A 20,585-nucleotide genomic window follows, 5' to 3' on the forward strand; every position below is an offset into this window, starting at 1 on the left:
CGCACGGCGCACTGCGTTGGACGGCCGCACGCGCGAACTGCATTGAACGGCCGCACGGGCGTCTCATGTTCAACGGCCGCACGGGCGCCCCGCGTCGAACGGGCCCGCTACCCGGGCCCCGCGGTTCCGGCCTTGAGGATCGCCCTGGCCAGTCCGGTCGCGGCGGCGGCGCGTGGCGCGCTGCCGTCGCGCCAGGTCCTGGTCGGGTGGACGGAGTTGGCGAGCAGCACGAGAAAGCTGTCGCTCTCCGGGTCGACCACGAGGCTCGTACCGGTGAAACCGGTGTGCCCGTACGCGCCGCGCCCGGCCAACTCGCCCATGAACCACGCCTGGTCGGTCTCGAAGCCGCCCCAGGGCCCGCCCCGGTCGAGCAGCGCCCGGCAGAACAGCGCCAGGTCCCAGGCCGTCGAGAACAGCCCGGCGTGCCCGCTGACCCCGCCCATCGCGTACGCGTTCTCGTCGTGCACGCTCCCGCGCACCATGCCGCGGTCGAGCCTGCCCCACGGCCGCCGCTGGTCCTCGGTGGCCGCGATCCGCGACAGCGCGGCGGACGGCGGGTTGAAGCCGGTGTCGAGCATGCCGAGGGGGCCGGTGACCTCCTCGCTGATCAGTACCGCGAGCGGGCGGCCCGTGGCGGCCTCCAGCGCGTACTGGACCGCGATGAGATTCAGGTCGGAGTAGACCCGCAGGGTGCCCGGCGGGTGCACCGGCTCCTCGTCCCACAGCATCCGCGCCCGGCCCTGCGCCGTCGGCCGGTCGTAGAAGGGCAGTTCGGGGCGCAGGCCCGAGGTGTGGTCGAGGAGCTGCCGTACGGTGATCGCGCCCTTGCCCGCCGCGCCGAACTCCGGCACGTACGCGGCGACCTCCCGGTCCTGGTCGAGGTGGGTGGCCGCGACGGTGGCCGTGAAGAGCTTGGTGAGCGAGGCCAGGTCGAAGACGGTGTCCTCGCGCATCGGCACCCACTGCCCCGGCGGCAGCTCGACGCCGACGTCCGCGCTCTCGTCGTACGCGCCGTAGCGCACCGCCCAGCCGACCGCCTCGTGCAACGCGACGGTCCTGCCCCGGCCGGCCAGCACGACGGCGCCCGCGCACCAGGGGCGCGCGGGCGCCGGGCGCGTGTACGCGGCCAGCGCGGGGACGATACGGCTCAGCTCTGCGGCGTCGAGACCCGCCTCAGGGCAGGTACCTCTCGACAGCGGCGGCGCCATGTTCCTCCAGTGCTCTGCGGGCCTTCTCGATCCGTTCCGGCGTGGGCTCACGGCCGGAGAGCAGTACCAGGTCCTCCGGGCTCACCGAGCCGTCGGCCGCCCCCTCCGCGCCCGTGCGCAGGGAGCTGTCGGCGCTCTTGAACGCCCATGTGCGCTCGTCGTCGCCCGGCTCGGCGAGCCGGTCGGTACGCGCGCCCACGCTCTTTCCGGGGCTCTCGTCCGCGGTATCGGACATCGCATCCTCCTGATGGCCCGCGGGCCTCCTGATGGTCCGCGCCGCGAGCCGCCTGATGGCCCGCGTGCCGCCTAGGGTCCCTCCACGGTACGACGCCCGCGCACGCACAGCCCGACGAAACAGGCGACGGCCACGAGTGCGCAGGTCAACTGCACGAGGGCCATCGGCACCGCGGTGCCGTCACCGGCCACTCCGGCCAGCGGCGACGCGAGGGCGCCGATCAGGAAGGACGAGGTGCCCACCAGCGCGGACGCCGAGCCCACGTCCCGCTTGACGCGCAGCAGCGCCAGTGTGTTCGCGGTGGGCAGGGTCAGGCCCATCGACGCCATCAGCACGAAGAGCGCGGCGGAGACGGCGGGCAGTCCCGCCCGGCCGAAGACGCCGGTGGTCAGCAGCACCAGCGCCACCGAGGCGGCGGTGATCAGCGCGAGCCCGATCGTGAGGATCTTCTCCATCGCGACCCGGCCGACCAGCACCTTGCCGTTGAGCTGGCCCACGCCGACGATGCCGATGGAGTTCAGCCCGAACAGCAGGCTGAAGGTCTGCGGCGAGGCGCCGTAGATGTCCTGGATGACGAAGGCGGACGCGGACACGTAGGTGAACAGCGCCGCGAAGGCGAAGCTGCCCGAGAGCACGTACCCGGTGAAGATCCGGTCGCCGAGCAGCCGCTTGACCGCGCCGAAGGTGCCCAGCAGCCCGCCGGAGTGCCGGCGCTCGGGCGGCAGCGTCTCGTGCAGCCAGCGCCACACCACCAGGGTGAGCAGGACGCCGATCACGGTGAGGACGGCGAAGACGCCGCGCCAGTCGGTGATCCGCAGGATCTGGCCGCCGATCACCGGGGCGACGATCGGGGCGACGCCGGAGATCAGCATCAGAGTGGAGAAGAAGCGGGCCATCTCCACGCCGTCGTAGAGGTCGCGGACGACCGCGCGGGCGATGACGATGCCCGCCGCGCCCGCCAGGCCCTGGATCAGCCGGAAGGTGATCAGCAGGCCCGCCGAGGGCGCGAAGGCGCAGACGGCGGTGGCGAGGATGTAGATGACCATGCCGGTCAGCAGGGGACGGCGGCGTCCCCAGCGGTCGCTGAGCGGCCCGACCACGAGCTGGCCGAGCGCCATGCCCGCGAGGCAGGCGGTGAGGGTGAGCTGCGCCGTCGCCGCGGTGCTGTGCAGGGCGTCGGTGACCTGGGGCAGCGCGGGCAGATACATGTCCATCGACAACGGCGGCACCGCGGTGAGGCCGCCGAGAACGAGCGTGACGAGCAGGCCGGTACGGCGCTGCGTGCCGATGGTCGGGGTAGGGGTGGTGGTGTGGGTGGTGGTGACATCGGTGATGTCAGCGGTGTGCGCGGGTATGGGCGGCCCGGCGTCCTGCACGGCACTCTCCGTAGGTGGTAGTTGAACCGTTCTCTATCCTTCCAGTGATCGCGCACGACCGAGACCACGTTTTGACCCTGACCGACGAGTGGGAGACCGACCGATGAGCGACGACGGCGTACGGACCATCCGCTGGGGCATCCTGGCGACCGGCGGGATCGCCGCGACCTTCACCGAGGCGTTGCTGACGCTGCCGGACGCGGAGGTCGTCGCCGTGGGCTCGCGCACCCTCGAGGGCGCGAAGGCGTTCGCCGAGCGGTACGGGATCGCGCGCGCGTACGGCTCCTGGGCGGAGCTGGCCGCGGACGACGGGGTCGACGTGGTGTACGTCGCCACGCCGCACTCCGCGCACCGCGAGGCGACCGGGATCTGTCTGGAGGCCGGGCGGGCCGTGCTGTGCGAGAAGGCGTTCACCATCAACGCCCGTGAGGCGCACGAGCTGGTGGACCTCGCCCGCGACCGCGGCCTGTTCCTCATGGAGGCCATGTGGATGTACTGCAACCCGCTGATCCGGCACATGCTCGCGCTCATCGCCGAGGGTCTGATCGGTGAGGTGCGGGACGTCTCGGCCGCCTTCGGTTTCTCCGGGGACTTCCCCGCCACCCACCGGCTGCGCGACCCCGACCAGGGCGGCGGCGCCCTGCTCGACCTCGGCGTCTACCCGGTCTCCTTCGCCCAGCTCCTGCTCGGCGAGCCCGACGAGGTCCGGGCGTGGTCCCACCTCACGCCCGAGCGCGTGGACGACAACACCGGCATCGTCCTGGGCTGGAACGACGGCGCCGTCGCCACTTTGACCTGCTCCATCACCGCCGACACCGGCGCCCGCGCCGTCGTCACCGGCAGCGCCGGCCGCATCGAGCTTCCCGAGGGCTTCTTCAACCCCGAGCGCTTCGTCGTCCACCGCCAGGGCGAGGAGCCCCGCACCGTCCTCTTCTCCGACGTCGTCGCCGACGGCCTCACCCGCGGCACCATGGCCTACGAGGCCGCCGAAGTCATGCGCTGCCTCCGCGCCGACGAACTCGAGTCCCCCCTCGTCCCCCTCGCCGGCACCCTCTCCATCATGCGAACCCTCGACACCATCCGCGAACACACCGGCGTCACCTACCCCGGCATCGACTAGGACCTGTCCGGGACGTGCCCCGTCACGGGCGCCGGGGGCACCTACCGGCCGAAGGCCGGGGGAGGAACCGCGCGAGCAACCCGCCACCGGCGGGTGGTCCGGAGACCACCGGAGTGCCCCGCCGGGGCGGGTGGTGACCCGCGGGAGCGCCGCGGCTCAGGCGGCGGAGTGGGCCGGGGCGATGGCCTCGATGCGGGAGGCGAGGTCGAAGTCCTTGGCGGTGAGACGCCCACCGGCGGCGTGGGTGGTGAGGGCCACCGTCAAGGTGTCGTAGCCGAGGGTGAGTTCCGAGTGATGGTCGAGCTCGGCTTGGATACCCGCGATGTGCAGCGCGAAGATCGCGGCGGGAAGGTGCGCCAACCGGTAGACCCGCCGGAGCGAGGCGGCCCCGTCACCACCGGGCAGCACCTCCCAGCCGGGAAGCCCGGCGAGCCGCGCGGCCACCTGGTCGGACGAGAGCGGTTCGGCGTAGGGCATCCGGGGGCCTCCACGAAAAAGGGGCGGGCGGGCGGGCGAATTCATCCTCGCACCGCCCAGCGCATAACCTGCGGTGCCATGAGCGAGAACGAGCGAGTCGCGGTCGTCACGGGTGCGGGTTCGGGCATCGGCCGGTCCGTCGCGGTGGAACTGGCGGCGGCGGGCTGGACGGTACTGCTGGCGGGCCGCCGCGAAAAGGCGCTGGCCGAGACGGCGGAGCTGGCGGCGGCCGGCCCCGGACGGACACTGACCGTACCGACCGACGTCACCCGTCCGGAGGACGTGGAGCGGCTGTTCGCGCGGGACACCGCCCCCGGCCGCCTGGACCTGCTGTTCAACAACGCCGGAATGTTCGGCCCGCCGGTCCCGGTCGAGGACCTGTCGTACGACGAGTGGCGCGCCGTCGTGGACGTGAATCTGCACGGCGCGTTCCTGTGCGCGCAGGCGGCGTTCCGGCGGATGAAGGACCAGGACCCGTCCGGCGGCCGGATCATCAACAACGGCTCCGTCTCGGCCCACGTCCCGCGCCCGCACAGCATCGCGTACACCGCGACCAAGCACGCCATGACCGGCCTGACGAAGTCGCTGTCGCTGGACGGCCGCCCGTACCGCATCGCCTGCGGCCAGATCGACATCGGCAACGCGGCGACCGAGATGACGGCCCGGATGCGGACCGGGATTCTCCAGGCGAACGGCACCACGGCCGTCGAGCCGGTGATGGACGTCGCCGACGTGGCCCGTACGGTGCGGCACATGGCCGAGCTGCCGCTGGAGGCCAACGTGCAGTTCGCGACGGTGACGGCGACGACGATGCCGTTCATCGGACGCGGCTGAGGGCGCGCCGCGCCCGGCGGCGACAGCCACGGGAATACGCGCGGGACGGCGCCGGGTTGGAGCGGTCATGACGACACCCTCGGGGCCCGACATCCTGCGCTACACGGCCTTCTCCGACGACCCCGAAGGCGGCAACCCCGCCGGGGTCGTCCTCGACGCCTCGGCGCTCGACGCCCCCGGCATGCTGGCCGTCGCCGCCGACGTCGGCTACTCCGAGACCGCCTTCGTCACGGCGACGGACGGCCGCACGCTGACCGTGCGGTACTTCAGCCCGAAGGCGGAGGTCTCCTTCTGCGGCCACGCCACCCTCGCCACCGCCGTGGCGGTGGCGGACCGACTCGGCGCGGGCGACCTGCTGTTCCGCACCCGGGCGGGCGACGTCCCGGTCACCGTCTCGACCGGCCCGGACGGTACGCCGCTGGCGACGATGACCAGCGTCGAGCCGTACGTCGAGGACATCGCGTCCGACGCCCTCGCCGAGGCGCTGGCCGCCCTCGACTGGCCCGCCGCCGACCTCGACCCGGCCTTCCCGCCCCGGGTCGCGTACGCGGGCGCCCGCCATCTGGTGCTGGCCGCGGCCACCCGCGAGCGGCTGGCCGACCTCGCCTACGACTTCGACCGGCTCGCCGCGCTGATGACCGCCGTGGACCTGACCACCGTCCAACTCCTGTGGCGCGAGAGCCCGTCGGTCTTCCACGTCCGCGACCCGTTCCCGGTCGGCGGTGTGGTCGAGGACCCGGCGACCGGCGCCGCCGCGCTGGCCCTGGGCGCGTACCTGCGCGACCTCGGCCTGGTCGCCCCGCCGGCCACCCTCACCCTCCACCAGGGCCACGACCTCGGCCGCCCGGCCACCCTCACGGTCACCGTCCCGCCGTCCGCGACCCCGTACATCCAGGTCACGGGCACGGCCGTCCCGATCCCGGCGTAAGGCCACCGTCCCGGCGGGTCAGACCGCTTCCTTCTCCCATACCGAGACGTGCCGGGTGCTGTCCTGCGTGAACGGCTCGCGCGACCAGCCCGCCCACCGCTCCCGCAGCCGCATGCCCGCCAGTTGGGCCATCAGGTCCAGCTCGGCGGGCCAGACGTAGCGGAACGGCGTCGAGGTGACCTGTCCCCTGCCGTCCTCGGTGACCGTCACGTAGTGGCAGGTCGCGTCCTGCGTGACCGTGTCGTAGACGGTGTACGAGCAGCCGTCGGGGCCGGTGTGGAAGGGCACGACGTTCTGTCCGTGCGGGATCTTCCGCAGCTCGGGGACCATGACCTCCACGACGAACCGGCCACCGGGGCGCAGGTGCGCCGCCGCGTTGCGGAAGCAGGCGACCTGTGACTCCTGCGTGGCGAGGTTCATGACGGTGTTGAACACCAGGTAGGCCAGCGCGTATCCGCCGCCGTCACCGTTCCCGTTCCCGTCTGCGGTCCCGTCCGTGCTCGCGTTCCCGCCCGCGATCCCGTCCGTGCTCGCGTTCCCGTCCGCGGTCCCCGCCGCGTACCCTTCCGCCGTCGTCGTCGCGATGTCCCCGATCGTGACGGGGATGTCCCGTCCGCCGGGCTTGGCCCGCAGCCGGGCCACCATCGCGCGCGACATGTCGATGCCCGCCACCGGCACACCGCGCTCGGCGAGCGGCACCGCGATCCGGCCGGTCCCGATGGCCAGTTCCAGCGCCCGCCCGCCGCCGGCCTGGTCCGCGAGGAAGTCCACCGTCCGCCGCACCACGCCCGGATCGAACTCCTCACTCGTGTCCGCGTCGTACCGCCCGGCCACGTCTTCGCCGAAGTACCCGTCGTCATGTCCGTCGTCGTGTCCGTCGTCATTGCTCACGCGCCGGACGCTAACCCGATCCCCGGGACGGCCGCGCCCGATTATTCCCGGCCACCGCGGCCTGCTCCGGCCTGCTCCGGCCTGCTCCGCCGCCCCGGCTGCCCGCGCTGTCCGGGCCGGGGGGCCGTGAGGTGGGCGGATACGGCGTGGATAGAGTGCTGGACGGTCCGCGCGAGCGGGCGTCCGTCACGACGAGGGGGAACTCGCGCATGCGCAGCACGACCGGGGCACGCAGGGCCGGAATCGGGGCCGAGGCCGGGCGGCGGGTGCGGCTCGGGGCCGCGGTCGTGGTCACGGCGGCGCTGGGGCTCGGGCTGGCCGGGTGCAACGGGTACCAGAGCACGTCGCCGTCGGCCGCGCGCAAGCATGTGGCGGCGGACGGCAGGACGGCCGCCTTCGCGCAGGGTGCGGACGGGCCCGTGGACTGCCGGAAGGCGAAGTGCGTGGCGCTGACCTTCGACGCGGGGCCGAGCGTGCGGGCGCCGCAGATCCTGAGCATTCTGCGGAAGTACCACGTGCACGCGACCTTCTTCACGCTCGGCAAGAACCACGTGATGAAGCACCCGCAGATGGTGCGGGACATGGTGGCGCAGGGCGACGAGGTGGAGACGCTGACCTGGTCCCACCAGATCCTCACCAAGATCAGCTCGTCCGAGATCCGCAAGGAGATCACCGAGGGGCGGGACGCGGTGCAGAAGGTGACCGGCGTCCGGCCGACGCTGCTGCGCCCGCCGCAGGGTCGTACGAGCAGCAAGGTGACGGCCATCGCGCGGGACCTGGGCATGGCGGAGGTGGTGTGGAGCGCCAACGGCCAGGACTACCGGACCACCGACTCCGCGCTGATCGCCAAGCGCATCCTCCAGCAGACCAAGCCGGACGGCATCATCCTGCTGCACGATCTGGTCGACCCGACGAACAAGGGCTACAACGGCACGGTCGCCTCGATCGCGCCGATCGTCTCCACGCTCCAGGCCCGCGGCTACACCTTCGTCACCGTCTCCCAACTCCTCGCGCCGGGCACACCGCAGCCCGGCAAGGTCTACAAGTAGCCATGCCCCGAACGACGTTCACAGCGAAGCCCTGACTGACGAAGGCGGACCCGATGGCCCTGTTCGACCTGCCCCTCGACGAACTCCGCGCGTACCGCAGCCGGTCCGCGGAGCCCGCCGACTTCGACGCCTTCTGGTCGCAGACCCTGGAGGAGGCCCGCGCGCACCCGCTCGAGGCGCGGTTCGAGCCGGTACGGACCGGGCTCTCGACGGTCGACGTGTACGACGTCACCTTCGCGGGCTTCGGCGGCCAGCCGGTCAAGGGCTGGTTCGTGGCGCCCGCCCACGCGGCCGAACCCCTGCCGCTGCTGGTCGAGTTCGTCGGCTACGGCGGTGGGCGCGGCCTGCCGCACACCCATCTGCTGTGGGCCTCGGCCGGTTTCGCGCACCTGGTGATGGACACCCGTGGCCAGGGCAGCGGTTGGTCCGTCGGTGACACCCCCGACGAGGCGGGCAGCGGGCCCGCCGTCCCCGGTTTCATGACCCGTGGCATCGAGGACCCGCGATCCTTCTACTACCGCCGGGTGTTCACCGACGCGGTGCGCGCCGTCGAGGCGGGCCGCGCGCACCCGTTGACCGACGCCGCGCGTACGGTCGCGCTCGGCACCAGCCAGGGCGGCGGGATCACGCTGGCCGTCGCGGGCCTCGTACCGGACCTGGCGGCCGTCGCCCCCGACGTCCCCTTCCTGTGCGACTTCCCGCGCGCGATCCGGCTCACCGACCGCGACCCGTACCGCGAGGTGGGCCGCTACCTCAACACCCACCGCGCGAGCGTCGACCGGGTCACCCGGACGCTGTCCTACTTCGACGGCGTCCACTTCGCGGCCCGCGCCAACGCCCCCGCCCTCTTCTCCACCGCGCTCGAAGATCAGACGTGCCCGCCGTCCACCGTCTTCGCCGCCTTCAACGCCTACGCGCACGCCGACAAGCAGATCGAGATCTACGACTTCAACGGTCACGAGGGCGGTGGTCCTCACCAAGAGGCCACCCGCCTCGACTGGCTCCCCAACCACCTCACCCCCCGCCACCCGGCCTCGGAGGACGGGAACCCCGCCCCGTCGGGGCCGTGAACCCTCCCCTCAACTGCGCGCAGGAGGACGACCCGCGCGACACCCCGGACCTCGGCCCGCTGGAGGAGTAGCCGCTCCACGGAGAAGAGGCAGCGCGACGACGAGCCCGCGCCACCGCGGTCGCGGTGGCGCGGGCTCGTCGTCGTCGCCGCTGTCGGCCGCGGTCAGCCCGTGCAGGTCAGGGTCGGATTGACCCAGTCCCCGTGGTCGTTGCCGTTGCCGTCGCCTCCGTCGCCGACGCCCAGGTCGATGACCTGGCCGCCGGTGACCGGCACGTCGATCGCGACCGGGGCCGAACCGCCGTTCAGCACGGGCGTGGTGGTGAGCGCCTTGCCGTCGAGGGTCACGGAGAAGGTGACCGTGCCCGGATCGCCGTTGTCGACGCCGACCAGGGCGGTGAACCTGATGCAGCGCCCGTCGAGGTAGATCTGCACGTCGCTGGGCGAGTTGGTGCCCAGGCCCTTGGCGTAGGTGACGCCGCCCAGCTTCAGCGGGGTGCCGTCGCCGGACGCGGTGTCGCCGACGCTCTGGTCGCGTTCCACCGGTCCCCAGCCGTTGGTCGCGGACAGGAACTCCAGGTCGCTGACCTGGTTGTCCCCGGCCGGCGGCGGCGCGGGCACCGCCCCGACGATCCGTACGTCACGCGGGGCCGTGGTGGACCGGCCCTGCGTCAGACGGGCCTTCACCGTCAGGGAGTTGACCTTGGCGGGGCTCTGCGGCGCGGTGACCTTCCAGGTGAAGGCGGCCGAGGAGCCGCCGCGTATCCGGTCGACGGCGGCGGGCGCGGACCGCGGGCTCACGGTCCACCCCGACGGTACGTCGAGTGCCGCCGTGACCTTGGTGGCGGTCCGGCCGCCCTTGGGCACGGTGACCGTCGCGGTCGCGGTGAACGTCGCGCCGCCGCCCACCGATCCGGGGACCTGGAGGGAGACCGCGGAGGCCGGGTCGCCCGGCATGGCGTAACGGGCCTTGTCGTAGCGGGGGCTCTGGTTCCGGGCGACGGTCAGCGAGGAGGCGTAGCTGCCGTAGTCGGTCAGCGCGACCTTGCCGAGTCCGCCGGTCGTGCCGTCGAGATTCCACACGGCGAGGCTGACGGTGTTCCTGCCGTGCGGGTCGATGACGCCGTTGGGCAGCGGGAAACTGTGCTGCGGGCCCACGTAGTTGACGTAGTTGCCCATGTTCCAGCCGTTGACGTAGATCTCGACGCGGTACTTGCGGGACGGGTCGTCGGTGAAGGTCAGGCCGAGCGAGGTGTCCTGGCCCTTGGGGAGGTCGAGGTTGACGTCGGTGGTGTACCAGGAGACGCCGGGCGTGGTGTCGGTGGTCGGCAGGGTGACCGGCGTCCAGCCGTCGGTGGGGTGGCCGGGCAGCGGGTATCCGGCACGCTCGCCGTACAGGCCACCGGAGTTGAGCGGGCCGCGCACGGTGTCGACGGGGGTCTCGCCGCCGCGTACGCCCTGGAGCCGCCAGGTGATCGTGTCCAGCGGCGCGCCGGCCAGTGAGGCGCCGGTCAGGCCGCGGGCGGCCTTGTTGCCGTTGGGCGGGTTGTAGTCCTCCTCGTGGCCCATGTTGACGGTGAGCACCGAGACGACGTTGTCGCCGGTCGTCTTGAGCACTCCGGCCGGGAACGCGTACGTCTTCTGGCCGTCCGCGGTCGCGCTGCCGAGGAAGGTGCCGTTGAGCCAGACCGAGGAGGCCGCGGCGCCGCCGCCGCTCTGCGCGGACAGCGTGATGCCGGTCTCCTTGCCCGTGGCGGTGAACCGGCCGCGGTACCAGGTGCTTCCGGTGTGGAAGCCGTAGTCGTCGGCGAACAGCACCGGCAAGGTGGCGGGCGTGGTGCGGCTGTTCGAGGTGGTCTTGTCGGCCACCTGCCAGGTCGAGTCGTCGAAGCCGGCGGCCGACTCGGGCGACTCCTGGATGTGCTTCCAGCCGGTCAGCGCGGGCAGGCTGACGGCCGCCGCGGTCGGTACGGTGCCGGTCCTGCTGCCGGTGGCCGTGGTGGCGGTACGGACGTTCTTGCCGTTCCACGTCACGGAGTCGGCGGTGCTGAAGACCTCGATCGCGCCGTCGGTGGCGACGTCGCCGGTCAGGGCGAGCGCCGAGCCGTTCGAGACCGCGCCGCGCAGCAGGTGGGTGCCGCGCACCAGCACGGGCCCTGCGGCGGTGTCCTGCCGCCAGAAGGTCTTGGCGGTGTCGGTGTCGGCGAGCAGCAGGAGCAGCGGGTGCGCGCCGCCGCTGATCCGCACGCGGGTCAGGCCGGTGTGGGCGTAGTTGAGCCGCAGGTCGCCGGTGGCCGGGTCCCAGGCGGAGGTGACGGCGCCGCCGGTGGCGGTGACCGTCGGGCGGGTCGCGTAGTGCAGGACGGTCTCGCCGTCGGAGCCGTGGTCGCCGTAGAGCACCGCGACATCACGGCCGCCGATGGTGGCGTTCGTCATGATCTCCGAGGTGCTGTACTGGAGTTGGTTACCGCCGAGGCTGTAGTCCGCGACGATGATCTTGCTCTGGCGGCCGTTGAGGGTCAGCGCCGTGCCGGGCTGCTGCGGGACGGTGTAGACGGGGGCGGTGGAGCCCTGGCCGTTGTCGACGTCGATCGCGTCGATGGTGACGAACTGCCCTGACGCGGCGGTGTTCTTGGTGCCGGTGGCCACGATCTTCAGGGTGTGCGCCCCGGCGGCGAGCCCGGTCGCCCGGTAGGCCACGTACTGGTTCTGCTTGGTCGCGCCGTACAGGTCGACGGTCTTGACCTTGGCGCCGTCGAGGTAGACGTCCGCGATGCCGTGGTTGCCGTCGAGGTTGGTGACCCACTTCACGCCGGTGCCGGTGAAGCCGACCGAGACGCTGTCGCCCGCGGTGTCGGAGAACGACTCGGTGTGCTGGTAGTCGCCGCCGGTGTAGTTCTGTTCCGCGCCGACGTGCGACCAGGCGCCGGTGTACGCGAGCGCCGGGTCGACGTCGTCGTACGTGTAGCCGGGGTGCGCGCCGAGGTCGATCGTCACGTGCCCGCTGTCGGTGGTCGTCGCGGTGGAGTCGGAGTGCCGCAGCACGTGGAACTGCGTGCCGGTGTCGGGGTTGCGGCGCGCGGTGTCGACGATCTTCGCGTTGTCGGTCGGGGTGGCGGGCAGCGCGTCGGTCTTGGTGAGCGGCGCGAGCGCCTGTGTGAAGTAGCCGATCAGCTTGTCCTGGTCGTACTTCGGGTCGAGCTGCCGGTTCTCGCGGATCGCGGCGCCGTAGTCGTACGACGTGTAGTTCTGCGGCTCGCCCAGCCAGCCCCAGTTGGTGCCGCCGTAGAGCATGTAGAAGCTCTGCGAGGTGGCGCCGACGGCGATGTTCTGCTTGTAGAACACGTCCGCGAACTGGTCGTTGATGAGCTGCGCGCACTTGTCGTAGCCAGGGCCGCCCCACGGGTCGAAGGCGCCGCCCTGGAACTCGGCGGTGGCCAGCGGCTTGCCCGGGACGTGGTCGTAGCTGATGTCGGGCACGCCGTTCCACCGGGTGGGGTTGGAGCAGTTGAAGCCCTGCGGGTAGGAGTCGGCCGCGTCGACGGCCAGTTCGGCGTCACCGGAGTTGAAGGTGCCGTTGTTGTTGCCGACCAGCGGCACCTTGATGCCGTCCGCGGTGGCCTTGTCCTCCAGGTGCTTCATGTAGGCGCGGCCCGCCGCGCTGCCGTTGTAGTACTCGTTCTCGACCTGGTACTCGATCACCGAGCCCTTGCCGTCGGTGAGTTGGTGCCGGGCGATGATCCGGTCGATCTGCGTCTGCCACTCGTCGCTGTACTTCAGATACGCCGGGTCGCCGGTGCGGGTGTCCCCCGCCTTGGTGGAGAGCCAGCCGGGGAAACCGCCGCCGTCCACCTCGGCGTTGATGTACGGGCCGGGTCGGGCGACCACGTAGATGCCGAGGTCGTCGGCCATGTCGAGGAGCTTGTCCACGTCGCGGACGCCGGTGAAGTCGTAGACGCCCGGGGCGGGCGAGTGGTAGCCCCAGTCGAAGTAGAGGGAGACGGCGTTGAATCCGGCCGCCTTCATCTTCTGGAGCACGTCCAGCCACAGATCCTGGCTCGGCAGCCGGTAGTAGTGGAACTCGCCGCCCCACAGGTAGGTGCGCTTTCCGTCGATCATGAACGAATAGCCGTCGTAGGTGACCGAGTGGGTGGCGTGCGGGGCGCCCGCGTGCGCCGTGCCCGGCGCCCGCGCCGGCGGTTCGGCGGCGGCCCCCACGCCGACGCCGAGACCGACCATGAGCGCGGCGGTGACCCCCAGGGCCAGACAGCGCCGCAGCACCCGTCGGTACGTGCGATGAACAGCCATTCCTACCTCCACGTCACGTGCGGGAGTGGTCGCGAGCTTCAGCGGTCGCTCATGAACAGCCAGGAAAGAGCAGATTCCCTGTTGATATATGTGCGAACGAGTCGCATAGCGACGGGAAGTGTCGCAGTCTCCGATGGGTAACGCAACCATTCGGGCCGAAACGATTCAGCCGGATTCGAAGGAGGGCGGCGCCACGCGGCGCGGCCCCCGGACGGCCGTGCGTCCGGGGGCGGAACAGTCCCTGATCGGCGGCCGACCGGCGGGCGGGCGACGGTCGGTCAGCGGCGTGGCGGCGGGCGGCCAGTGGCCCGGCGGCGGTCGGGCGGCGGTCGGTTGGATGCCGGGTCAGCCGCGGCGGGCCACGCTTCTCGCCCGCAGCCGGTCGGCGGTGATGGCCAGCCCGAGCACACAACCCAGCACGATATTGGTGTAGTTGGAGTTGACCTGAAGCGTCGTCAGGCCGTTGTTGATCAGTTCGAGCAGGATCGTGCCCGCCACGATGCCGAGGATCCGGCCCTGTCCGCCGACCAGGCTCACCCCGCCGATGACGGCCGCGGCGATGGCCGACAGCTCCCACCCGACTCCGACGCCGCTGGCCGAGCCCACACCCATCCGGCCGAGCACGAAGATCCCGGCGAAGCCGGACAGCAGCGAACTGGTCACGTACATCGAGACGATGCGGCGGTCGCCGCGGATGCCCGCCAGCCGGGCCGCCTCGGGATTGCCGCCGACCGCGTACACCTGGCGGCCGGTGTAGGTGCGTTCCAGGAAGAACCACGCCGCCACGGCCACGACCGCGAAGACGATCAGCGGGAGGGGGATCTGCGCCACGTACGTCTGTCCCAGGTCGCCGAAAGTGCCGTCGATGCCGGTGATGGAGGTGCCGGAGGTGATGGCCAGCGTGACGCCCTGCGCGACGGTGTAGGTGACCAGGGTGACGACGAAGGGCGGCATTCTCAGCCGGGTGACGGCGAGGCCGTGGACGAGGCCGACCGTGCCGGTGACGGCCAGCGTGAGCAGGATCGCGAGCGGCGCGGGCAGTCCCGCGCGGACGTTGAACCAGGACATCAGGATGACGCTGGTGCCCAGCAGCGCGCCCACCGACAGGTCGATGCCGCCGGTCAGGATGACCAGGGACTCGCCGATCGCGATCAGCCCGTACTGGGACAGGTCGAAGCCCATGCCCTGGAGGTTGACGGCGCTGGCGAACGTCGACTTGTCCAGCGCGAGCGCGACGAAGACCACGACGCAGGCCGCGACCACGCCGACCTCGGGCGTCTCGGCCAGGCGGCGGACCGGCGACGTACGGCCGCCGCTCGCGGCGTCCTCCGTGGCCTCGATCGGTGCGGTGCTGGTGGTCATGGCCTCGCCTTCCCGTGAGTGCCGACGCCGACGGCGGTCATCGGCAGGGGCCTGTTGTCGTTCATGCGCGTGCCTTCCCCTGACGGTCGGCGACAGCGTCGGCGCCGGTCCGCAGCCCGAGCGCCCCGGCCTGTTCCCCGGTTCCGTCCCGCGCCCCGGCCCCGTCCCCGTCGCGCGTACCGGGCGCGCCGTTCCGCGTACCGGCCGCGGCGGTCATGATCGCTTCCTTGCCGAACCGGTCACGGGGAAGGTCGGCGACCACCCGGCCGTGCGCCATCACCACGATCCGGTGGCAGATCCACAGCAGTTCCTCCAGCTCCGAGGAGGCCACCAGCACCGCGAGGCCGTCCTGCGCCGCGGTGTCGATGAGGCTGTAGATCTCCGCCTTGGCCCCGACGTCCACGCCGCGGGTCGGCTCGTCCAGGAGCAGCAGCCGGGGCTCGGTCGCCAGCCAGCGCCCGAACACCACCTTCTGCTGATTGCCGCCCGACAGGTCCGAGATGAGCTGTTCCTGGCTGCGCAGCCGCACCCCGAGGTCCTGGACGATCCTGGCCGCGTGCGCCTTGTCCGCCCTCGGCCGCAGGACTCCACGTGCGCTGATCCGGCGCAGCGTGGCCAGCGTGACGTTCCAGCGCACCGAGTGCGCCGGGAGCAGCGACTGGACCTTGCGGTCCTCGGGCACCAGTCCGATCCCCGCCTCCACCGCGTCGGCGGGGCGGCGCGGGCGGAAGTCGGCGCCGTCGAAGACGACCGTGCCACCGGTACGCGGCTGCGCGCCCATCAGCGTGTGCAGCAGGCGGCTGCGCCCCGAGCCCATGAGCCCGGCCACGCCGACGATCTCCCCCGCCCTCACGTCCAGGTCGACGGGTCCGAGGCCGTCCGCGGTCAGCCCGCGTACCGACAGGGTCGTCGTGCGCTCGACGGAGGACGGCGGGGCCAGGTCGGCGCGGGCCAGCTCACTGCCGACCATCTCCCGGATCATCCGCTCCTCGCTCGCCTCCGCCGGGGCCAGATCGGCCACCATCCGGCCGCTGCGCAGCACGATCACCCGGTCCGCGACGGCCTGGACCTCGTCCAGGCGGTGGCCGATGAACAGCACCGCCCCGCCGGCCGCCGCGTGCGTACGGGCCAGGCCGAGGACGCGCTCGGCCTCGACCGGGCCGAGCGAGGAGGTGGGTTCGTCCAGGATCAGCACCAGCGGATGGTGGCCCCACGCCTTGGCGATCTCGATCATCTGCCGTACGGGGACCGGGAATCGCTCCACCGGCCGGTCCACGTCCACCCCGCTGACGCCGACTTCGGCGAGCAGCGCGCGCCTCCGCCCTCGTACCGGCGCGGTCGTAGACAACCCGGCCCAGGGTGCGGGACGCCGCCCGCGCGGGACGGCGGCCCAGCAGCAGGTTCTCCGCCACGCTCAACTGCCCGACGAGCGGGAACTCCTGGGCCACCAGGGCGACGCCCAACTCCTTGGAGTGGTCGGGCCGTCCCGCGTGGAGCGGCGTACCGGCGATCTCGATGCTGCCGGTGGTGGGGGTGACGGTGCCGGACAGTACGCCCATCAAGGTGGACTTGCCCGCGCCGTTCTCCCCCACCACCGCGACGATCTGTCCACGGGCCAGGTCCAGGCTCGGGATGTCGAGCACCTTCACCGGCCCGTACGACTTGCTCACCGACCGCAGCCGGACGGCGACCTCGGGGGCCGGGGCCGCGTCCGGGGCGGAGGCCGGGGTCTGAGCCGGGGCCGGGGACCGCGGGGCCTCGTACGGGGCCGGACCCGAAGCCATCAGCCGATGCCCAGGTCGGTCAGCTTGGTCTGGTACGCGGCCAGGTTCGCCTGGGTGACCAGGCCGACGCCCGAACTGAGCGTGGTGCCGTCCGACTCCAGATACGGCTTGACGATCCGGAGGGTGGCGTCCTTGCCGAGCACCTTGAACGCGGCCAGCAGATAGGCACCGGTGTAGCCCTGCTGGTAGGGCTGTTGGAGGACGGTGGCCTGGATGACACCGGACTTGATGAACTTCAGCGTCTGCGGGTCGCTGTCGTCCGAGATGATCTTCACCCGGCCCGACTTCCCCGCGGCCTGCACCGCCTGCCCGGCTGACGGTCCGTCATAGGAGTAGACGCCGTACAGGCCGTTGATGTTCGGGTTGGTCTGGATCGCGGTCTGCGCGTTGGTGAGCGCCTTCGCCGCGTCCATGCCGTCGCTGAGCTTCTGCGCGACCTTGATGCCGGTGCCCTTGAGCGCGTCCTCGAAGCCCTGGATCCGCTCCACCGCGTTCGACGTGGTCAGCGAGCCGACGAGGACGACGACCTGGCCCTTGCCGCCGAGCGCCTGCTTCATGGCCTCACCGGCCTTCTGGCCCGCCTGGTAGTTGGGCGTGCCCAGATACAGGTCGGCGCCGTCCTCCGGCGGCAGCGGGGAGTCGATCGCCAGCACCGGTATCCCGGCGCTCTTCGCGGACGCGATCGGCGCCTTGATCGCCGTCGGGTCGATCGCCGACACGCTCAAGCCCGTGATGCCCTGGCCGCGCAATGTCTGGATGAGGGAGAGCTGCTGGTCCAGACGGCCGTTGGCGGGCGCCTGGTAGACGCCCTTCACACCGAGGTCGGCCAGGCCCTTGGTGAAGCCGGACTTGCCCGCGTTCCAGTAGTCGACCGCCACGTTGACCACCATGGCCTCGTGCAGCTTCGACAGGTCCTTCCCGGCCAGCGCGGCCTTCAGCGCCGCGTCCAGCTTCGCGAGATTCGCGTCGTTGAACGCGATGTCGCCCTTGATCGTCACCGCCGCGGGGCTCCCGCCGCTCGCCGCGTCGGCCGCGGACGAGTCACCGGCACCGCTCTTACTGCACGCCGTCGCGGACAGGGCCACCGCCAGCGTCACCGCTGCGGCTCCCCATCGTCCGTGGCGGGCAAGGGCCTTTCGGGCGTCGCGCATGGCTGCATCCTGTTCGGGCAGTGGCCTCTCAGCCAGTTTTGTGAGCGCTAACAAATAGTGAGGAACAGAATCACGCAGAGCGGGACATCTGCTCTCTCCTCGCGGTAACTCGCCGATCTCTTACGGCACCAACGGGTGTTCCGGCCGCTGAGCGCGCCGCTGAACAGGCCGGACCCACTGACCCGATCGCCAGGCGCGCCGTCAGCTGTCGCCTATGAGTGTTAGCGCTCACTGATCGGTCGTCAAGACGTTGCACAGAGAAAAACCCGCCTCCGGCGCGGTGGCCGTCGCGGTACGGCTCCCCCCGCGGCGGGGCGCGCGGACAGGGCCGCACCCGCGGACGCGGTCGGCCGTACGGCGCGGGGCGGGTGCGGGGGCGAGGGCAGCTCCGACGGTCAGTCAGAGGCCGCCCGCCAGGCGGTAATACGCCTGATTCCAACGGATCTCCTGGGTGAAGCGGCGCAGTTGGGTGTCGTGGTCGATGAGGAGGAGTTCGGTGCGGAGCATGTCGGCCAGGTCGGCCAGTTCCTCGGCGCCGACGGCGCTGGAGAGCACGGTGTGGTGCGGGCCGCCCGCGGTCAGCCAGGCTTCGGTGGAGGTCCGCAGATCGGGCGCGGGCCGCCACACCGCGCGGGCCACGGGCAGTCGGGGCAGCGGTTCCGCGGGCGCGACGACCTCGATCTCGTTGGCGACCAGCCGGAAGCGGTCGCCCATGTCGGCCAGTCCCACGACGACCGCGGGCCCCGGCCGGGCGTCGAAGACGAGCCGTACCGGGTCCTCCCGGCCGCCGATCCCCAGCGGGTGGATCTCGCACGAGGGCCGGTGCGCCGCGATCGTCGGGCAGACCTCCAACATGTGCGCGCCCAGGATCACTTCACCGCCCGGCGTCAGGTCGTAGGTGTAGTCCTCCATGAAGGAGGTGCCGCCCGGCAGACCGGCCCCCATGACCTTCACCGTGCGCAGCAGCATCGACGTCTTCCAGTCGCCCTCGCCGCCGAAGCCGTACCCGTCGCCCATCAGCCGCTGCACCGCGAGGCCCGGAAGTTGCCGAAGGCCGCCCAGATCCTCGAAGTTGGTCGTGAAGGCGGAGAAGCCGCCCTCGGTGAGGAAGGCGCGCAGACCCAGTTCGATCCGGGCCGCGTACCGCAGCGCGTCGTGACGCTCGCCGCCCGCCGCCAGCTCGCCCGCCAGCCGGTAGGCGCTCGCGTACTCCTTGACCACCTCCGAGACGGCCGCGTCGTCCACCTCGTCCACGACGGCCACCAGGTCGTTGACGCCGTAGGTGTTCACCGAGACGCCGAACCGCAACTGCGCCTCCACCTTGTCGCCCTCGGTGACGGCGACGTCGCGCATGTTGTCGCCGAAGCGGGCCACCTTCAGACGGCGCAGCGCGTCGTGTCCGAGGGCGGCGCGCATCCAGGTGTGGACGCGGGCCACGACGGCGGGATCGGAGACATGGCCCGCGACCGTCTTGCGGGCGATGCCGAGCCGGGCCTGGAGATAGCCGAACTCGCGGTCGCCGTGGGCGGCCTGATTGAGGTTCATGAAGTCCATGTCGATGGTGGACCACGGCAGTTCGACATTGGCCTGGGTGTGCAGATGCAGCAGCGGCTTGCGCAGCAGGTCGAGGCCCGCAATCCACATCTTCGCGGGCGAGAAGGTGTGCATCCACGCGATCAGACCCACGCACGCCCGGCTGGAGTTGGCGTCGACGACCGTGCCGGTGATGCCGGAGGCGTCGGTGAGCACCGGCTTCCACACGATCCGCACCGGGCCGCCGGGGGTGGCGGCGAGCCGGTCGGAGATGGCGCGCGACTGCTCGGCGACCTGCCGCAGCGTCTGCGCGCCGTACAGGCCCTGGCTGCCGGTGAGGAACCAGACCTCGCGCTCGTCGGACGGTGTCATGCCAGGGCTCCTCGGTCGGCGGGGGCGGCGGGATCGGCGGGATCGGCGGGATCGGCGGGATCGGCGGTGTCAACGGGGGCGGCCGGACCGTCGCGCACGACGGCCTGCGGCTCCTGGCCGGCGGGGGGCGGCCCGGCGGGGCCGCCGGAATCGACGCTATCGGCGGCATCAGCGCGATCGGCCGCCGCCTGCTGCCCGTAGACGTTCTGGTAGCGGTCGTGGAGCCGGTCGATGTCGGCGCGGGCGAGGGGCAGCGGATCGCCCAACTGCCGGGAAATGTGCACGGTACGGGCCACGTCCTCGCACATCACCGCCGCTTTCACGGCCGCGCGGGCGTCCTTGCCGATGGTGAACACCCCGTGGCTCTTCATCAGCACCGCCGGCGAGCGGTGCACTGCCAGCGTCTCCACGATGCCCCTGCCGATCGAGTCGTCACCGATCAGCGCGAACGGCCCGACCGGGATCTCGGCCCCGAACTCGTCGGCCATCGCGGTCAGTACGCACGGCACCGGCTCGCCGCGCGCCGCCCACGCGCACGCGTACGTCGAGTGGGTGTGCACCACCCCGCCGACCTCCGGCAGGTGCCGGTAGACGTAGGCGTGCGCGGCGGTGTCCGAGGACGGCGACAAGTCGCCTTCCACCACCCGCCCTTCGAGGTCGCACACGATCATCGCGTCCGGTGTCAGCCGGTCGTAGTCCACACCGCTCGGCTTGATCACGAACAGGCCGTGCCCCGGCACGCGCGCCGAGACATTGCCCGCCGTCCAGACGACCAGCCGGTAGCGGACCAGCTCCTGATGCAGGTCGCTGACCTGCTGCCGCAGACGTACGACGGCCTCTGCGGCAGGGGGCGGAAAGGGGTGACTGCTCATACGGGACCTCGGCAGG

At 71.8% G+C, this 20,585-nt stretch carries 16 protein-coding genes and 1 pseudogene; 5 read left to right on the top strand and 12 right to left on the bottom strand.

Going from position 1 to position 20,585, the window contains the following annotated elements:
* Window positions 1-107 precede the first annotated feature (107 nt).
* The 3 genes from ACZ37P_RS02265 to ACZ37P_RS02275 all read right to left on the bottom strand — a co-directional run bounded on the left by ACZ37P_RS02265 (window position 108) and on the right by ACZ37P_RS02275 (window position 2,819).
* Window positions 108-1,208 carry a serine hydrolase domain-containing protein gene (locus tag ACZ37P_RS02265; protein ID WP_401304094.1) on the bottom strand — a complete coding sequence of 367 codons (1,101 nt, stop codon included), beginning with the start codon at window positions 1,206-1,208 and terminating at the stop codon, window positions 108-110.
* Window positions 1,174-1,443: a hypothetical protein gene (locus ACZ37P_RS02270; protein WP_355334759.1), complete on the bottom strand. Its 270-nt coding sequence runs from the start codon at window positions 1,441-1,443 to the stop codon at window positions 1,174-1,176. Before ACZ37P_RS02270 ends, ACZ37P_RS02265 begins: the two co-directional genes overlap by 35 nt.
* Window positions 1,444-1,514: 71 nt before the next feature.
* A complete protein-coding gene (locus ACZ37P_RS02275) occupies window positions 1,515-2,819 on the bottom strand; it encodes a multidrug effflux MFS transporter (RefSeq protein WP_401714899.1) in 1,305 nt (434 codons plus the stop codon).
* A gap of 103 nt (window positions 2,820-2,922) precedes the next feature.
* On the opposite strand from ACZ37P_RS02275, the gene ACZ37P_RS02280 reads away from it, so the two are divergent.
* The gene (locus tag ACZ37P_RS02280) at window positions 2,923-3,939 is read left to right on the top strand and encodes a Gfo/Idh/MocA family protein (protein ID WP_467344374.1); all 1,017 of its coding nucleotides are present in this window, start codon (window positions 2,923-2,925) and stop codon (window positions 3,937-3,939) included.
* 156 nt (window positions 3,940-4,095) lie between these two features.
* Here ACZ37P_RS02280 and ACZ37P_RS02285 read toward each other — a convergent pair whose 3' ends face one another.
* On the bottom strand, window positions 4,096-4,416 hold the full coding sequence (locus ACZ37P_RS02285) for a 4a-hydroxytetrahydrobiopterin dehydratase (protein ID WP_467344376.1): 321 nt from the start codon (window positions 4,414-4,416) through the stop codon (window positions 4,096-4,098).
* Between the two features lie 78 nt (window positions 4,417-4,494).
* Here ACZ37P_RS02285 and ACZ37P_RS02290 point away from each other — a divergent pair, with 78 nt between their 5' ends.
* Window positions 4,495-5,250, top strand: a complete 756-nt coding sequence (locus ACZ37P_RS02290) for an SDR family oxidoreductase (protein WP_401304099.1) — start codon at window positions 4,495-4,497, stop codon at window positions 5,248-5,250.
* 67 nt (window positions 5,251-5,317) lie between these two features.
* Complete coding sequence (locus ACZ37P_RS02295; protein ID WP_467344377.1) at window positions 5,318-6,178, top strand: PhzF family phenazine biosynthesis protein; 861 nt, start codon at window positions 5,318-5,320, stop codon at window positions 6,176-6,178.
* A gap of 18 nt (window positions 6,179-6,196) precedes the next feature.
* Here ACZ37P_RS02295 and ACZ37P_RS02300 read toward each other — a convergent pair whose 3' ends face one another.
* Window positions 6,197-7,069: a class I SAM-dependent methyltransferase gene (locus tag ACZ37P_RS02300; protein ID WP_467344379.1), complete on the bottom strand. Its 873-nt coding sequence runs from the start codon at window positions 7,067-7,069 to the stop codon at window positions 6,197-6,199.
* 209 nt (window positions 7,070-7,278) lie between these two features.
* Here ACZ37P_RS02300 and ACZ37P_RS02305 point away from each other — a divergent pair, with 209 nt between their 5' ends.
* Both ACZ37P_RS02305 and ACZ37P_RS02310 read left to right on the top strand, forming a co-directional pair.
* Window positions 7,279-8,118: a polysaccharide deacetylase family protein gene (locus tag ACZ37P_RS02305; protein ID WP_467344380.1), complete on the top strand. Its 840-nt coding sequence runs from the start codon at window positions 7,279-7,281 to the stop codon at window positions 8,116-8,118.
* Between the two features lie 53 nt (window positions 8,119-8,171).
* The gene (locus ACZ37P_RS02310; protein ID WP_355334600.1) at window positions 8,172-9,188 is read left to right on the top strand and encodes an acetylxylan esterase; all 1,017 of its coding nucleotides are present in this window, start codon (window positions 8,172-8,174) and stop codon (window positions 9,186-9,188) included.
* Between the two features lie 164 nt (window positions 9,189-9,352).
* Here the strand turns inward: ACZ37P_RS02310 and ACZ37P_RS02315 are convergent, their stop codons facing one another.
* The 7 genes and pseudogenes from ACZ37P_RS02315 to ACZ37P_RS02345 form a co-directional block, all read right to left on the bottom strand.
* Entirely contained in the window at window positions 9,353-13,495 is a 4,143-nt protein-coding gene (locus ACZ37P_RS02315; protein ID WP_467344381.1) for a beta-galactosidase, read from the bottom strand.
* A gap of 345 nt (window positions 13,496-13,840) precedes the next feature.
* On the bottom strand, window positions 13,841-14,857 hold the full coding sequence (locus ACZ37P_RS02320) for an ABC transporter permease (protein WP_467344382.1): 1,017 nt from the start codon (window positions 14,855-14,857) through the stop codon (window positions 13,841-13,843).
* A 61-nt stretch (window positions 14,858-14,918) separates the two neighbouring features.
* Window positions 14,919-16,205 (bottom strand): sugar ABC transporter ATP-binding protein, encoded by a 1,287-nt coding sequence (locus ACZ37P_RS02325; RefSeq protein WP_467344383.1) that lies wholly within the window; start codon window positions 16,203-16,205, stop codon window positions 14,919-14,921.
* Between the two features lie 61 nt (window positions 16,206-16,266).
* A pseudogene (locus tag ACZ37P_RS02330) lies at window positions 16,267-16,641 on the bottom strand (ATP-binding cassette domain-containing protein); the annotation flags it as partial.
* Window positions 16,641-17,738, bottom strand: a complete 1,098-nt coding sequence (locus ACZ37P_RS02335; RefSeq protein WP_467344384.1) for a substrate-binding domain-containing protein — start codon at window positions 17,736-17,738, stop codon at window positions 16,641-16,643. The gene ACZ37P_RS02335 and the pseudogene ACZ37P_RS02330, both read right to left, overlap by 1 nt.
* Window positions 17,739-18,191: 453 nt before the next feature.
* Window positions 18,192-19,697 carry an L-arabinose isomerase gene (gene araA, locus ACZ37P_RS02340; RefSeq protein ID WP_402712209.1) on the bottom strand — a complete coding sequence of 502 codons (1,506 nt, stop codon included), beginning with the start codon at window positions 19,695-19,697 and terminating at the stop codon, window positions 18,192-18,194.
* A complete protein-coding gene (locus ACZ37P_RS02345; protein ID WP_467344385.1) occupies window positions 19,694-20,569 on the bottom strand; it encodes an L-ribulose-5-phosphate 4-epimerase in 876 nt (291 codons plus the stop codon). The genes araA and ACZ37P_RS02345 overlap by 4 nt, the downstream gene beginning before the upstream one ends.
* Window positions 20,570-20,585: the final 16 nt, after the last annotated feature.

The sequence above is a fragment of the Streptomyces sp. NPDC024632 genome (genome assembly GCF_055559175.1).